This window comes from Pandoraea pulmonicola (assembly GCF_000815105.2).
Lineage (GTDB): Bacteria > Pseudomonadota > Gammaproteobacteria > Burkholderiales > Burkholderiaceae > Pandoraea > Pandoraea pulmonicola.
Window position 1 is genome coordinate 3221031 of the sequence record NZ_CP010310.2, and the last position, 15152, is coordinate 3236182.

Below are 15152 nucleotides of genomic sequence, written 5' to 3' on the forward strand. Positions count from 1 at the left end.
GGAGAACCAACGCTGGCGCGTACCGAACACGTTGCCGAAGCACAGGGCGGCTCGGCCGCCTTACTTGCCGGCCGGACGCGTCTGCTTCAGCAATTCCATACGCTTGCGCAAGCCGTCGGCGATTTCCGTCTGGTGGGCCTGGTTGGCGAAGTCCACGGCCGTCATACCGATCTGGTTCTTCAGACGAACGTCGGCGCCGCCGTCGAGCAGCACCTTGCAGGTGGTGATGTGGCCGCCGCGCGCTGCCATCATGAGCGGCGTGGTGCCGTTGGGCGATTCGGCATCGACGTAGGCGGAGGCGTCCAGCAGCATCTGCACGATGTCGTCATGCCCGTTCGTCGCGGCATAGTGCAGCGGCGCCCAGCCCTTCTTGTTGACCTCGGCGTCCTTGTCGATGAGCAGCTTCACCATCGGCGCGAGTCCCTGCAGCGACGCGATCATCATCGCGTTTTCGTCCGCCGCGTTGGTTGCGTCCAGATCCGTACGCTTGTCGTTGATCAGCAGACGCGCCACGTCCACCGACTTCTCGCGCATGGCGACGAGCAGCAGCGGATTGCCCTTGTCGTCGGTCGAATTCGGGTCGACACCCGCCTTGAGCGCTTCGGCCACCGCCTTCGTATCGTTGAAGACGACGGCCTTGACCAGCGCCGTATTGGACGTGGCCGCCGTGGCACAGGCGGTGAGCCAAAGCAGGCTGAGCAACATCCAGGCTCGGATCATCGAGAATTTACGCATCTGGGGCTCCTGTCGGTAGTCCGTGGAAAAGCGTCGGGGCAACGCGGTGAATCGGGAATCGGGTGAGTTCAGTGCTTCGCCGTGGCGAACAGACGGAAGAAGTTCTCCGTCGTGGCGTCGGCGATCCTCTGCAGCGGTTCGCCACGCAGATCGGCGATGAATTCGGCCACGTGGCGCACATAGCCGGGTTGGTTCAGCTTGCCGCGATACGGTACCGGCGCGAGGTACGGCGAATCCGTTTCGATCAGCATGCGCTCGAGCGGCACGCGGCGCGCCACGTCCTGCAGATCGCGTGCGCTCTTGAACGTGACGATGCCCGAGAAAGAGATATAGAAGTTCTGGTCGAGCGCCCCTTCGGCGACGTCCCAGCTCTCGGTGAAGCAGTGCATGACGCCCGCCGGCTCGCCCGCATGCTCTTCGCGCATGATGCGCAGCGTGTCGTCGGCGGCTGAGCGCGTATGGATGATCAGCGGCTTGCCCGTGGCGCGCGCGGCGCGGATATGCGTACGAAAGCGCTCGCGCTGCCATTCCATGTCGTCGATGCTACGGCCTTCGAGCCGGTAATAATCGAGGCCCGTCTCGCCGATGGCCACGACCTTCGGCGTGGCGGCCAGCTTCACCAGATCATCGACGCTCGGCTCCGGCGTGTCCTCGTAATCGGGGTGCACGCCGACCGAAGCGTAGACGTTCTCATGTTGCGCGGCGATCTCCAGCACCTGCGGCAGCGTGGGCAGATCGACCGACACGCACAGCGCATGACTGACCTTGTTCTCGCGCATGCGTTCGAGCAAAGCGGGCATCTGCGCCGCAAGCTCCGGAAAATTGATGTGACAGTGTGAATCGATGAACATGATGTGCGATCGGTCGGCGGCGGTGCGCGTCAGAGCGACGCCGGGCCGCCGAACAACTGTTTGTATTGCAGGAAGAGCGCCTCGAGCAGCACGCGCGCATTGAGCGGGTGGTTCTGCACCTGACGTTGCTGCGCCAGCTCACGCAGAAATCCGAGCAGACGAACGTCATCCGTCGCGTCGCCGCAGCGCTGCAGTGCCTGCGCGTGGCTCGGGAAAAAGCGCGCCGTGCCGGCCATGCGCTCGGCGAGCACGTCGAAGCACCAGCGTTGCAGGGTCTCCAGAATGCCCGGCAGATTGCCCTTGTGCAATTGCTCGGCGCAGGCGAAGCCGTCGATGGCGCCGCCTTGCGCGAGTTGCCCCAGCAGCCAGTCGCGCCAGCCGCGCTCGTCCGGCTCGGCCAGCGCACGCGCGGCGAGCGGCGCACCGCCCGCTTCGGCGAGCACGGCTGCCGCGGTCGCGGCATCGAGCCCGGCATCGCCCATCAGCCATTGCGTCGCCTGGGCGCCGTCCGGACGCGTAAGCACCACGCGGCGGCACCGCGAGAGGATCGTCGGCAGCAGGCGGTCGGGCTGCGTGGTGACGAGCAGGAAGACTACCCCCTCTGGAGGCTCTTCGAGTGTCTTGAGCAATGCGTTCGCGGCGTGCACGTTGAGCGCTTCGGCCGGAAAGAGCAACACCACGCGCCGTCCTTGCCGATGCGATCCGAGGCTCGCGAAGTCGATGACCTCACGGACCTGCTCGATCTTGATTTCCTTGCTTGGCGTCTTGGTCTTCTTGTCGCCGTCGGCATCGGCACGGGCGTCGGCGCCGGGCAACGTATCGGCGAGGACTTCCGGGCACACGCCCCGAAAGTCCGGGTGGTTGCCGCTCGCCAACCACTGGCACGCACCGCAGGTGCCGCACGGCAAATGGTCGGCGTGCGGCGATTCGCACAGCAATCCCTGCGCAAACGTGCGCGCGAACTCGACCTCGCCGATGCCGGGCACGGCCTGCAGCAGCAGCGCGTGCGGCATCTGGGCGCGAAGGTCGTTAAGGCGTGTCCAGTCCTGTGACTGCCACGGATACAGCATGTGGGCTCCTTGGCCGGAAGGGTGACGCGGAATCGGCAAAGTGTGTGGATGTGGGGATTATCGCGCGTCAGCGCGCGCCGTGCCCAGGCAATCCCAGTCGGGCGAACACGTCGGCGAGCTCGGCCGCGATGGCGTCGACGCTCTGCGCGGCGTCGATCACGACGAAGCGCCCCGCGGACGCCTCCGCCCGACGCAGGTATTCTTCGCGCACCCGCGTGAAAAAGGCTGCCGACTCGCGCTCGAACTTGTCCGGCGCGCGCGCGCCGGCGAGTCGCGCCGCGGCGATTGCCGGATCGAGATCGAACAGGATGGTCAGGTCGGGCTGGCGCGTGCCTTGCACCCAGCGCTCCAGCGTCGCCAGCTTCTCGAGCGACAGCCCTCGCCCGCCCCCCTGATACGCGAACGTGGCGTCGGTGAAGCGATCGGAGACGACCCAGTCGCCGCGCGCAAGCGCGGGCTCGATGACCTTGACCAGATGCTCGCGGCGGCCGGCAAACATCAGCAGCGCCTCCGTCTCGAGGTCCATCGGCTCATCGAGCACCAGCTTGCGCAGCGCCTCGCCCAGCGGAGTGCCGCCCGGCTCACGCGTGGCCACGACACTGCGGCCCACGCTCTCGAGCCCCTGGCGCAGCGTGTCGACGAAGGCATTGACGTGGGTGCTTTTGCCCGCGCCGTCGATGCCTTCGAAGGTCACGAACTTGCCCGGCACGGCGGCCGGCGTCTCGTGCGATTGCGTCATTGATCACCTCGCTGATATTTGTCCACGGCCCGATTGTGCTCCTGAAGATTCGTCGAGAAATGGCTCGTGCCATCGCCTCGCGCCACGAAGTACAGCGCATCGGTCGGTGCCGGATTGAGCGCGGCGGACAGCGAGGCCACCCCGGGCAGCGCGATCGGCGTGGGCGGCAGACCGGCGCGCGTGTAGGTGTTGTACGGCGTATCCGTCTGGAGGTCGCGCTTGCGCAGACGCCCTGTGTACAGATCGCCCATGCCGTAGATCACCGTGGGATCCGTCTGCAGCAGCATGCGCTTGCGCAGGCGGTTCACGAACACGGCGGCCACCTGCCCGCGCTCGACGGCCTGACCCGTTTCCTTCTCGACGAGCGAGGCCATGATGAGCGCCTCGTACGGCGTGGCGTACGGCAGCCCCGGCGCGCGCGACGCCCAGGCTTCGTCCAGCCGCTTCTGCATCAGGCGATACGCGCGCTTGTAGATGTCGACGTCGCTGGTGCCTTTGGGAAAAAGGTACGTATCGGGGAAGAACATGCCCTCGGCTTCGGCGCGGTCCGCCCCGACGAGTTGCATGACATCGGCGTCGGGCAGCCCGGCGGTGTCGTGACGCAACGCGGGATTGACGTCGATCTCGCTGCGCATTTTCTTGAACGTCCAGCCTTCGATGATCGTCACCACATACTGGTTGACATCGCCGCGCGCGAGCTTCTCCATCACCTCGTAGGGCGTGATGCCAGTGGCGAATTCGTAGTTGCCGGACTTGAGGCGCGTGCCCACGTCCATGACGCGCGCCAGCAGATTGAACAGCAATGGCGACACCGGTACGCCGCCCGCGCGCAATTGCGTCGCCACGCTGCGCACCGAGCTGTAGGGCTTGATCGTGACGTCGAGCGTGGGCTTGCCGAGTTGCAGCGGGGCTTGCGCCCAGTAATAGAAAGCGCCGCCCGCCGCCAGTGCGGCGACTATCAACAGGACGAACAAGCGTTTGATGAAAGACATGAATTGCAGGGTAAGCCGCGAGACGGCGGCAGCGGGTTCGGGGGACTCGGTCCGCCGCAGGCATGCAGGCGAAGGCCGCAAGGCCACATTAAGGCGCGCGTTTTGCGCGTCGAACCGGCTCGCACGTCCTGGCGGAAGACCCAATATAATACTTTGACTTGCCAAACCCTCACAGATTGACAGGCACCCTCGTTTATGACCTCCCATTGGCATGATCTTCTGCCGCAAGCGGCAGCCGCGGCCTCCTCCGACCGTTCGTCCGACGCTAGTGCGCGCGCCACGCAATTTCAGGCGCTGCAGCGCGGCAGCTTCGTCTCGCTCGCGAGCGACACTGGCCTCATCGCAGTGAACGGCGCGGACGCCGCCGCCTTCCTGCACGGCCAATTGACCAACGACGTCGAACGTCTCTCGCCGGCACAGGCCCGCCTTGCCGGCTATTGCTCGGCCAAGGGGCGTTTGCTCGCCACGTTCCTGATGTGGCGCGATGCGTCGCCCGAAGGCACGATCTACCTCGCCTGCGACGCCGCGGTGCAGGCCAGCGTGCAAAAGCGCCTCTCGATGTTCGTGCTGCGCGCCAAGGCCAAGCTGACCGACGCCAGCGCCACGCATGTTCTGCTCCAGGTCGGCGGCCCGGCAGTGGAAGCCGTGCTTTCGAACACGTTCGGGTCGCTGCCCGCCGCACCGTTGGCCGCCGCGCACGCCACGCTCGGCGATGCGCCGACGAGCCTGATTCGTTTGCCCGACGCAGGCGCCGCACGCTCGCTCCCGCGCTTCCTGTGGAGTGTGCCTGTCGCGCAGGCTGCCGACGTCTGGCATGCGCTGACGCAAGCGGCCGACGCCGTCGTCGATCCGGCGCTCGCCGCGTGGCTCGATGTCCACAGCGGCGTGGCTCGGGTGACGACGGCCACGCAGGAGCAGTTCGTGCCGCAGATGGTGAATTGGGAGGTCGTCGGCGGCGTGAATTTCCGCAAGGGCTGCTATCCGGGGCAGGAAGTCGTGGCTCGCAGCCAGTACCGCGGCACGATCAAGCGACGCCTGCATCTCGCCCACGTGGAGGGCATCCCGCCCGTCCCCGGACAGGAACTGGTGGAGACGGACGACCCGGACCAGCCGTGCGGCATGGTCGTGCAAGCGGCGCCAGCACCGGACGGCGGCTATGACGCGCTCGTCGAGGTGAGGCTGGCATCGCGCGAAGCGAACAATGTTCGTCTGGGCGCGGCCGACGGTCCTGCCCTGACGTTCGCCGAGCTGCCATACGCGATCATCGATCCGACGGAATCGCCCGCGTCGTCCGCGGCCGCCTCCTGAGCCGCCGCCGTCACCTGCCGATGGACTGTTACGTCTACTACCGCGTCTCATCTGGCCATATCGCCGCTGCCCGACAGGCCGTCGCGCGGCGCTTTGCACTGGCAGCCGAGCGTTTCGGCGTTCGCGGACGCCTGCAGTGGCGTGCCGACGCTTCGGCCAACGACGTCGCAGCAGCTGCCGTCACCTGGATGGAGCGCTACGACGGCGTGGATGCCGCGTTCGTGACGGCGCTGCCCGAGTTGGCCCGCGAATGCGGACTCGCGGCACTCGTCGATGGCGGCCTGCACATCGAGTGCTTTGTCGATGCCCCGAATCCATGTGCCTGATCGTTTTTTCCTGGCAACCTGACGCCGCCACGCCGCTGGTACTGCTGGCCAATCGCGACGAATTCTTCGAACGTCCCGCCGAGCCGATGCACTGGTGGCATGACCGCCGTGACGTGCTCGCGGGGCGCGATCTGCGGGGTGGCGGTACCTGGATGGGCGTCAACCGCGCTGGGCGCTTTGCAGCGCTGACGAACTTCCGCGACGGGCGCGCGCCGATGGCGCCGAAGGACGCGCCGTCGCGCGGCCTGCTGGTCTCCGCCATGCTCGACGCCACGCAATTCGATGACGATCTGGCGCGCGTGGAGCGGCACGCTCACGAATACGCGGGGTTCAATTTGCTGGCGGGGGATCTGCCCGCGGGCAAGCTGTTCTGGCTTGGCAATCGCGATACGAACGTTGCCACAGGTGCGGCGGAACAGGGAGGACAAGCGGTGACGCATGCGAACGGCGCGCCGCCTTCGCTGCCATCTCCCCCCGTGACGCCGGTGGCGCATGCCATCGCCCCAGGCGTCCATGGCTTGTCGAACGCACTGCTCGACACCCCCTGGCCGAAGCTGGTAAGCCGACGCAACGCCCTGGCCGACGCACTGGCCAGCGATGCCGACGACATCGCGCTGCTCGAGCTGATGCGCGACACCACCGAGGCTGCCGACGACGCGCTCCCCGAAACGGGTGTCACGTCTGCGTGGGAGAAGACGCTCTCAGCCGCGTTCATCGCATCGCCCGCTTACGGCACGCGGTGCACGACGTTGCTTCGGTATCACCGCGACGGCTTCGTCGAACTCACGGAGTCGACCGTCGCGCCCGGCCAGCGCGCGGATGAACTGCGAGACCTGCAGCGCTATCGCTTCGAGGCGGCTCGGGGCTGACTCGAGCCATCACACCAACCGCACGATCTGCTTCCCGAAATTCTCGCCCTTGAGCAGCCCCAGGAATGCGGATGGCGCATTTTCGATGCCCTGCGCCATCGTCTCGCGATAGCGCAGCTCGCCCGCGGCGATGGCGTCGGCCAGCGCCGTTAATGCCTGTGGCCAGATATCCATGTGTTCGGTGACAATGAAGCCCTCCAGCCGCACGCGGTTCGTCAGCAGCAGCGCCGGGTATTTCAGCGGAATCGGCTCGCCGTTATAGCCGGAAATCATGCCGCACAGCGCGATGCGCGAGTGGGGGTTCAGATTCTTGAGCACCGCGTCGAACACCGCGCCACCGACGTTCTCGAAATACCCATCGATGCCGTCAGGCGTCGCATTGCGCAGCGCCTCGTCGAGATTGCCCGCCTTGTAATCGACGCACGCGTCGAAACCCAGCGTCTCGACGACATAGGTGCACTTCTGCTCGCCGCCCGCAATGCCCACGACCCGACAGCCGGCGCGCTTGGCCAGTTGACCGACCACACTGCCGACCGCGCCCGACGCCGCGCTTACCGCCACCGTCTCGCCCGCCTTCGGCGCAATGATCCGGTTCAGGCCGTACCACGCCGTGACACCCGGCATGCCCGCTGCGCCCAGATAGACGCTCATCGGCACACGCGCCACATCGATGCGACGCAGGTTGCTGCCGTCCGAAATGCCGTATTCCTGCCAGCCGAACATTGCCGTCACGGCGTCCCCCGGCTGCCAGTCCGGATGACGCGACTCGACCACCTCGCCGGCGGTGGCACCGATCATCACAGTGTCGAGAGGCTGCGGCGGTGCGTACGACTTCGTGTCGTTCATGCGCCCGCGCATGTACGGGTCGAGCGAGAGATAGAAGTTGCGCACCAGCACCTGCCCCTCCCCCAACTCGGGCAGCTCGGGTGCCGCCAAATGGAAGTTGTCGAGCGTGGGTTCGCCCTTGGGGCGCGAGACCAGAAGAATCTGGCGATTGATCGTCATGATTTGCCTCCGCTTGAGGATCCGGGTCAGTCGCCGCGGGGGTCGTCGGGACGACGCTGCTGACGAATGTCGCGCCCCACCGCCAGGCGGCGCAAGTACTTGAACGTGCCCATCGCCTTGGCCACCAGCTTGCCATCGGCGTCGCGCACCTCGCCTTCACAATAGGCCATTGTCGTGGACCGATGCAGCAAGCGGCCAAACGCGCGCATCTCGCCCGTGCCCGGCTGCATGAAGCTCGTCTTCATCTCGATCGTGACAACTCCCGTGCCCTCCGGCGCCGTACTCCGACAAGCCGTGCTCAACGCCACGTCGAGCAACGCCATCGTCACGCCGCCGTGCATGACCTCCCAACTGTTGAGATGCTGCGGCGCGAGTACAAGCCGCAACTCCGACTCGCCCCCCTCTGCCCTCAGCAACTCCATCCCGAGGTGGTCAATGAAACCCGATCGAATCGACACCGCCGTCATCGCGCACCCCGGCAATGCCGATCTGCCTGGTAAAACGTATCCATCATCCCGTCATCCGTCAAAGGTGCGCGCCAATGGGCGCGTCACCACATTTCCATTTCGTCGATCGCGCGACACTCGCGGCAAGCAACCGCCTTGCCGCGTGCGCGTTTACTCGCGCGAAACACCCGCCGCCGCCAGCGACGCCCATGCCGCGGCCAACGAACCGTTGAGGTCGATCGCCCGACATGCGTGTTCGATCACACAGACGTCGAAGCCTGCCGCCTTCGCGTCCAACGCGCTCCAGGCGACGCAGAAGTCGGTGGCGAGGCCCACGCAGTGCACGCGCCTCACCCCCTTGTCGCGCAGGTAGCCAGCCAGTCCCGTCGGCGTCCTGCGGTCCGCTTCCACGAATGCGGAATAGCTGTCGACATTAGTGTGATACCCCTTGCGCACCACGGCCTGAGCATGCGGCACGTGGAGCGCGGCATGCAACTCGGCACCGCGCGTGTCCTGCACGCAGTGCGCCGGCCACAGCACCTGCTCGCCGTACGGCAGCGAGAGGGTCTCGAACGGCTTGCGTCCGACGTGGTTTTCCGCAAACGACACATGATCCGACGGATGCCAGTCCTGCGTGATGATCACGTGCGCGAACTTGCCCGCCAACGCATTGATCACCGGCACGACTTCGTCGCCATGCGGCACGGCCAGTGCGCCGCCGGGCATGAAGTCGTTCTGCACGTCGATCACGAGCAGCACTTCGTCCATCGGTTTCATACGGTTGCCCTCATGTCGTTGCGGGTCCGGTGGCGGCCCAGGTTGCCGCTACCGCGGCGAGCGCTCACCCGTTGAATCGCCCGCCCGCTTCCGCGAGCTCGACCAGGCGCGCGGCGGGCGCCCAGTCCTTGCCATGCTCGGCCTTTTCAAATTCGCGCACCCGCGCCAGCACCTTGTCGAGCCCCACCGTGTCGGCGTAGAGCATTGGGCCGCCACGCCAAAGCGGGAAACCATAGCCGTTCAGATACACCATGTCGATGTCGGACGCGCGTGCCGCCGTGCCGTCGGCCAGCACCTTGGCCCCCTCGTTGACCAACGCGTACACGAGGCGATCGACGATCTCCTCGTCCGTGAACGTGCGCGCCGCGATGCCGTGCTCACGGCGGTAGTCCTCGACCATCTGAGCCACTTTGGCAGACTCACGCGGCGTGCGATCGCCCGGCGCGTAGTCGTACCAGCCGGCATGTGTCTTCTGCCCATAACGCCCCGCCTCGCACAGCACGTCGGCGATCTTCGGGTACGCGATACCGGGATGCTCGGCGTGGCGACGCTTGCGAATCGCCCAGCTCACGTCGTTACCCGCCAGATCGCTCGTGCGGAACGGCCCCATTGCGAAACCGAAGCGCTCGATGGCGACATCGATCTGCGCGGGCGTGGCGCCCTGCTCGACCATCCATTGGGATTGCTTGAAATACGGCTCGAGCATGCGGTTGCCGATGAAGCCGTCGCACACACGGGCCACCACAGCGAGCTTGCCGATGCGCTTGGCGAGCTTCATGATCGTGGCAAGAACGTCCTTGCCTGTATTCGCGCCGCGCACGACCTCCAGCAGACGCATCACATTGGCTGGGCTGAAGAAGTGCATGCCGATCACGTCCGGCGCACGCGACGTGGCCCGGGCCAGCGCATCGAGATCCAGCGTGGAAGTATTCGACGCGAGAATGGCGCCGGTCTTGGCCACCTTGTCGAGTTCGCGGAACACCACCTGCTTGATCGCCATGTCCTCGAACACGGCCTCGACGATCAGATCGGCGTCCGCCACCGAAGCAAAATCGGTGCTGCCCTGGATGCGTGCCAGGCGCTTGTCCGCTTCCTCGGCCGTCAGCTTGCCGCGCGTGACGGCGCGGGCATAGTTGCCGCGCATCGCCTCGACGCCGCGCGCGAGCGCCGCCTCGGTCGTGTCGACCAGCGTCACCGGAAGGCCCGCATTGGCGAACGTCATGGCGATACCACTGCCCATCGTGCCAGCGCCAATCACCGCGACACGCTCGATATTTCGCACCGGCGTGTCGTCGGGCACGTCGGCAATCTTGGATGCGGCCCGCTCCCCAAGGAACGCATGACGCAGCGCCTTCGACTCCGGCGAACTGACCAGCGCGACGAAACACTCGCGCTCGAATTTCACCCCATCGTCGAACGGGCGCTGCAGCGCGGCCTCGACCGCCGCCACGCATTTGTGCGGCGCAGGGAAATGTGGCTGCTCGCGCTGCACCTTTTCGCGCGCCGCGTCGATGGCGGCCCTTGCCGAGCCGTCCCCGTCTTCGATCGCCACATCGCGCAAGCGCGGGAGCGCTCCGCCCTGCGCGGCGACGTCGGTCGCAAAGGCGATCGCCCCATTGCGCAAATCGTCGTAACCGCCGTCGATGATCCTGGTGAAGAGCGTACCGGCCAGCGCTTCGGATTTCACCACACGGCCGGTGACGACCATGTCGAGTGCACGTGCAACGCCGATCGCACGCGGCAGACGCTGCGTGCCGCCCGCCCCGGGCAACAGGCCCAGCTTCACCTCCGGCAGCGCGATCTGCGCGCCGGGCAACCCGACGCGGTAGTGGCAGGCAAGCGCCAGTTCGAGTCCTCCTCCCATCGCGACGGCATGCACCGCGGCGACGACAGGTTTTCCGCATGCATCCAGCGCCGCGATGACGTCGACCAGCAGCGGGCTCTGCGTCGCCTTCGGTGTGTTGAATTCACGGATGTCGGCACCGCCGGAAAATGCTTTGCCGCCGCCGATCAGCACGATGGCGCGCACCTGTGCGTCGGCCTGCGCCTGCGCGAGTCCCTCGGCAATACCGGCGCGGGTGGCGTGCCCCAGCCCGTTGACCGGCGGATTTTCCAGCGTAATGACGGCCACGCCGTCACGAACCTCATATGCCGTGCTCATTGTTGTCTCTATCCTGATATTTATTTGCGTCATTGGGGGAGCCGCGGGCGCGCCGGCCGCGGCAAGACGATCGTTCGATTCTAGCGCAGCCCTACACCTCGAGCCATTCGCGGCGAATGTCGTGTGCGGCCGTCAGCGCCTGCGGAGTGCCCTCGAAGACGAGCCGGCCACGGCCCATGACGGCCACACGTTGCGCACAACTGAGCGCCAGCGAGAGCTTCTGCTCGATGAGCAGTATCGCCACGCCGCTGGCCCGCAGATCCGTCAGGATGCGGCCAATTCGGGCGACGACGCGCGGCGCCAGTCCCTCCGTCGGCTCGTCGACGATCAGCAGGCCCGGCCCCGCCATCATGGCCCGGCACAGCGAAAGCAGTTGCTGTTCGCCGCCGGACAGCGCGCCCGCCGGCGCATCGCGGCGTGGCGCGAGTTCCTCGAAACGATCGAACGCCTGCGCCAGCGTGAGCGTGTCGCCGATTCCCGGCACAGGCGCCGATGCCCGCGACGTTGCCGGCACCTTCGCACCACGTTGCCCGAGCAGCAGATTCTGCGTGACGGTCAGCGGGCCGAAAACATCGCGCGTCTCGGGTACATAGCCAACGCCAAGACGTGCGATCTCGTGCGGCGCCATCGTTACGAGTGACTGCCCCCGCCAGCGAATATCGCCTTCCCGCCGCAGTTGCCCCATGACGGCGCGCGCCAGTGTGGACCGGCCCGCGCCATTACGCCCGAGGACCGCCACGATCTCGCCTGGCGCCACGTGCATCGTCACACCGTGGAGCACGCGACTGCCGTCGTATCCGGCGCGAACATCGATCAGTTCAAGCATCGCGCGTCTCCCGGGCCCCGGCGTCGACGAGCGCATCCGCGTATTCGCCGAGATAGGCGGTGCGCACGTCCGGATGCTCACGAATCCGCGCCGGGGTGTCGCACGCGATGACCGCCCCTCGCGCGAGCACTGCGATCCGGTCGGCCAGCGAGAATACGACTTTCATGTCGTGCTCGATCATCAGAAGCGAGCGCCCCCGGCTGAGCGCCGCGATCAGCGCCACCATGCGCGCCGACTCCGACTGGCTCATTCCCGCCGTCGGCTCGTCGAGCAGCATCACACTGCCCGCCGACGCCGCGCACAAGCCGACCTCCAGCACGCGCTGCTCCGCATAGCTGAGCGCTCCGGCCGGGACGTCGCGTCTGTTCACCAGACCGAGGCGGGCAAGCCAGAACTCGCTGCGACGCGTGACGTCCGCGAGGCCCCGCATGCGTCGCCAGAACGTATATCGATGGCGATCCGGCCACAACGCGGCGCAGCGAAGATGATCGATGACACTCATCTGTCCGAACAATTGCGACGTCTGGAAACTGCGCGACAGCCCCAACCGGCTGATGACGTACGGCGCTCGCCCGGTGATCTCGCGGCCGTTCATCAGCACGCGGCCGCCGTCGGCGCGCGTTCTGCCAGTGATGACATCGAACAACGTACTCTTGCCCGCGCCGTTCGGCCCGATGATAGCCAGCCGCTCCCCGGGCGCCAGCGTCAGATCGACGCCGCTCAGTACCTGCGTCCGTCCGAACGATTTCCGTATGCCGCGAATGCTGAGCGCCTGCTCGTACGAACGCGCGGCCCTGGCTTCGCGCCGGGTCATGGTGCGGACTCCGTCAGTCCCGCCCGCGTTGCCACCGCGCGCAGGTGCCGCCAGCCTGGCGCAAGCACTATCAGGCCCAGGAACGCGGCCACCACCGCAAGCGCCCAGGCGCCGACGCCCGGCGGCCCCCCTGCCCCCCCTGCCCTCTCTGCTGCCCACTGCCCGGCATCGTTGGCAAGACGCGCGGCGTAGGTCATTTCGACGGTGGCGATCAATCCGCACGCGAACAGCAGCAGTCCGCCGCACACCACCGAATACGGCAGCCACAACGCACGCACGAGACCCGCGCGCCATGCGCGCACATGCAGCGCGACCAGTCCGGCGATACCGCCGGGCGCAAACATCACGACCGCGAGAAAGGCCAGACCGAGGTAGAGTTGCCACGCCCGCGTGAGCGTGGCCAGCACCACCGTCACGAACACGCCCAGCACCGCGCCGAGCATTGGCCCGGCGAAATACGCCGCGCCGCCGAGCACAGTGAAAACGAGCACGATCCCGGAACGCTCCAGGCTGAACGTGTCGGCGCTGACCAGCTCGAAGTTGAGCGCCCCCAGTGCGCCCGCCACCCCGGCAAACGCGGCGGCAATGATCTGCATGCGATACCGCACTGCCGCGGGCGACTGCCCGAGAAACGCCACGCGCCCGGCGTTATCGCGCACCGCGCGCGCCAGAAATCCCAGCGGCGTGCGCGTCACGCCGTACATCGCCGCCGTACAAAAGAACAGCCACACCGCAACGAGTCCGTAGACCTCCCGCTGCGTTGCAAACGTCACTCCGAACCACGGTGCGCCGAGGGTCCGGTCGGTCGGAATGCCGCGCTCGCCCCCGAACCACGCCGGCACCATCGCCACCACCACCCACACCAGTTCGGCAACGCCGAGCGTGATCATCGCGAACGTCATGCCGGCGCGCCGCGTCGTCACATAGCCCAGCGTCGCACCGGCGACCCCACCCGCCAGCGCTCCCGCCAGCGGGACAAGCGCCATCGACACCGGCCATGCCTGCAGCCCGATCCGGTTCATGCACCACACGCCCGCGTAGGCGCCGACGCCCGCGTACGTCGCATGGCAAAAACTCAACAGGCCCGTGGATCCCAGCAGAAGATTGAACGAAAGCGCGAGGATGGCCGCTGTGCCCATCTGCGTCATCAACGTCAACGCAGCATCGGACGGGAAGCACAACGGCGCGACACCCAGCAGCGCCGCGAACGCAAGCCAGATGCTCGCGCGCGCACGCCACGCACCCGATGCCCACGAAACGGAAACGGCGTGACGCATCATCCCTCCCGCACACCGAAGAGACCGCGCGGACGCCACAGCAGCACCGCCACCATCAGCAGGTACGGCACCGCCGGCGCGAGTTGCGCGACCGTCAGTTGCGCAACGGGCGACACCATGCTGGCCACGGCGCCCCAGCCTCCCCCACTATCCCCTGCGTCGCCCGGCACAACGTTCGGCCACCACGACGCAAGGCTCGCGTCGCTCGTGACCGCCCAGGTCTGCAACACGCCAATGAGCAACGACGCCGCGAACGCCCCGCCGAGCGAGCCCAGCCCGCCGACAACCACGACCACGAACACCACGCTCCCGACCGTGGCGGCCATGCCGGGCTCGGTCACCAGCACGTTGCCACCGGCGGCGCCGGCCAGTGCCGCCAGCGCGGCGCCACAGGCGAACACGCCGGTGTAGAGCGCGGGAACGTCGTAACCGAGCGCCTGCGTCATCGCCGGCTGGGCCAATGCGGCTTGCAGTACCAGGCCCGCTCTCGTCATGCGAAACGCCACCCAGACCAGCAGCGCGATGGCACACGCCAAGCCCATCAGGAACAACCGGTAAGCAGGGACTGCGATACCCGCCACGTGGACCAACACTCCCTCGAACGCGCTCGGCACGCCGTAATCCACCGGCCCACGCCCCCAGGCAAGCTGCACCAGTTCCACCACCACATACGCCAGCCCGAACGTTGCAAGCAGTTCCGCCAGGGCGCCGCGCGCGCGCAGGCGTCGCAATACGCCGCGCTCGAACACCGCCCCCAGCACACCGACGACGAGCGGCGCCACCGCGAGCGCCGCCCAAAAACCGATCGTTCCCGACAACGCATAGGCGAAGTACGCCCCCAGCATGTAGAAGCTGGCGTGTGCGAAGTTCAGCACGCCCAGCATGCTGAAAATCAGGGTAAGTCCGCTCGACAGCATGAACAGCAGCAAGCCGTAGCTCACGCCGTTCACCAGCAC

General features: G+C 66.9%; 16 protein-coding genes. 3 read left to right on the top strand and 13 right to left on the bottom strand.

The features are described from left to right. Positions 1-60: 60 nt before the first annotated feature. The 5 genes from RO07_RS13890 to mltG all read right to left on the bottom strand — a co-directional run bounded on the left by RO07_RS13890 (position 61) and on the right by mltG (position 4387). Positions 61-735 (bottom strand): ankyrin repeat domain-containing protein, encoded by a 675-nt coding sequence (locus RO07_RS13890; RefSeq protein WP_039411485.1) that lies wholly within the window; start codon positions 733-735, stop codon positions 61-63. Positions 736-803: 68 nt separating this feature from the next. Further along, entirely contained in the window at positions 804-1586 is a 783-nt protein-coding gene (locus tag RO07_RS13895; protein ID WP_039411488.1) for a TatD family hydrolase, read from the bottom strand. Positions 1587-1615: 29 nt separating this feature from the next. Further along, entirely contained in the window at positions 1616-2656 is a 1041-nt protein-coding gene (holB, locus tag RO07_RS13900; RefSeq protein WP_039411491.1) for a DNA polymerase III subunit delta', read from the bottom strand. Between the two features lie 67 nt (positions 2657-2723). Next, complete coding sequence (gene tmk / locus RO07_RS13905) at positions 2724-3395, bottom strand: dTMP kinase (protein ID WP_052267310.1); 672 nt, start codon at positions 3393-3395, stop codon at positions 2724-2726. Further along, entirely contained in the window at positions 3392-4387 is a 996-nt protein-coding gene (gene mltG, locus RO07_RS13910) for an endolytic transglycosylase MltG (RefSeq protein ID WP_039411494.1), read from the bottom strand. The genes tmk and mltG overlap by 4 nt, the downstream gene beginning before the upstream one ends. Before the next feature lie 195 nt (positions 4388-4582). Here mltG and ygfZ point away from each other — a divergent pair, with 195 nt between their 5' ends. The 3 genes from ygfZ to RO07_RS13925 are packed head-to-tail and all read left to right on the top strand — an operon-like array spanning position 4583 to position 6890. Beyond that, a complete protein-coding gene (gene ygfZ, locus RO07_RS13915; protein WP_039411496.1) occupies positions 4583-5695 on the top strand; it encodes a CAF17-like 4Fe-4S cluster assembly/insertion protein YgfZ in 1113 nt (370 codons plus the stop codon). A 20-nt stretch (positions 5696-5715) separates the two neighbouring features. Then, entirely contained in the window at positions 5716-6021 is a 306-nt protein-coding gene (locus RO07_RS13920) for a DUF4936 family protein (protein ID WP_039411498.1), read from the top strand. Beyond that, positions 6012-6890, top strand: coding sequence for an NRDE family protein (locus RO07_RS13925; RefSeq protein WP_052267311.1), 879 nt, complete (start codon positions 6012-6014; stop codon positions 6888-6890). Before RO07_RS13920 ends, RO07_RS13925 begins: the two co-directional genes overlap by 10 nt. Before the next feature lie 9 nt (positions 6891-6899). On the opposite strand, the gene RO07_RS13930 is transcribed toward RO07_RS13925, so the two are convergent. The 8 genes from RO07_RS13930 to RO07_RS13965 form a co-directional block, all read right to left on the bottom strand. Continuing rightward, complete coding sequence (locus tag RO07_RS13930) at positions 6900-7898, bottom strand: NADP-dependent oxidoreductase (protein WP_115089131.1); 999 nt, start codon at positions 7896-7898, stop codon at positions 6900-6902. Positions 7899-7921: 23 nt separating this feature from the next. After that, positions 7922-8362, bottom strand: a complete 441-nt coding sequence (locus RO07_RS13935; RefSeq protein WP_039411501.1) for a PaaI family thioesterase — start codon at positions 8360-8362, stop codon at positions 7922-7924. Between the two features lie 150 nt (positions 8363-8512). Beyond that, positions 8513-9118 carry a bifunctional nicotinamidase/pyrazinamidase gene (pncA, locus tag RO07_RS13940; protein WP_039411504.1) on the bottom strand — a complete coding sequence of 202 codons (606 nt, stop codon included), beginning with the start codon at positions 9116-9118 and terminating at the stop codon, positions 8513-8515. Positions 9119-9182: 64 nt separating this feature from the next. After that, complete coding sequence (locus RO07_RS13945; RefSeq protein WP_039411506.1) at positions 9183-11279, bottom strand: 3-hydroxyacyl-CoA dehydrogenase NAD-binding domain-containing protein; 2097 nt, start codon at positions 11277-11279, stop codon at positions 9183-9185. Positions 11280-11370: 91 nt separating this feature from the next. Then, positions 11371-12105: an ABC transporter ATP-binding protein gene (locus tag RO07_RS13950; RefSeq protein WP_039411508.1), complete on the bottom strand. Its 735-nt coding sequence runs from the start codon at positions 12103-12105 to the stop codon at positions 11371-11373. Next, positions 12098-12919 carry an ABC transporter ATP-binding protein gene (locus RO07_RS13955; RefSeq protein WP_052267312.1) on the bottom strand — a complete coding sequence of 274 codons (822 nt, stop codon included), beginning with the start codon at positions 12917-12919 and terminating at the stop codon, positions 12098-12100. Before RO07_RS13955 ends, RO07_RS13950 begins: the two co-directional genes overlap by 8 nt. Further along, entirely contained in the window at positions 12916-14199 is a 1284-nt protein-coding gene (locus RO07_RS13960; RefSeq protein WP_115089129.1) for a branched-chain amino acid ABC transporter permease, read from the bottom strand. The genes RO07_RS13955 and RO07_RS13960 overlap by 4 nt, the downstream gene beginning before the upstream one ends. Next, complete coding sequence (locus RO07_RS13965; protein ID WP_237171464.1) at positions 14196-15113, bottom strand: branched-chain amino acid ABC transporter permease; 918 nt, start codon at positions 15111-15113, stop codon at positions 14196-14198. Before RO07_RS13965 ends, RO07_RS13960 begins: the two co-directional genes overlap by 4 nt. Positions 15114-15152 lie beyond the last annotated feature (39 nt).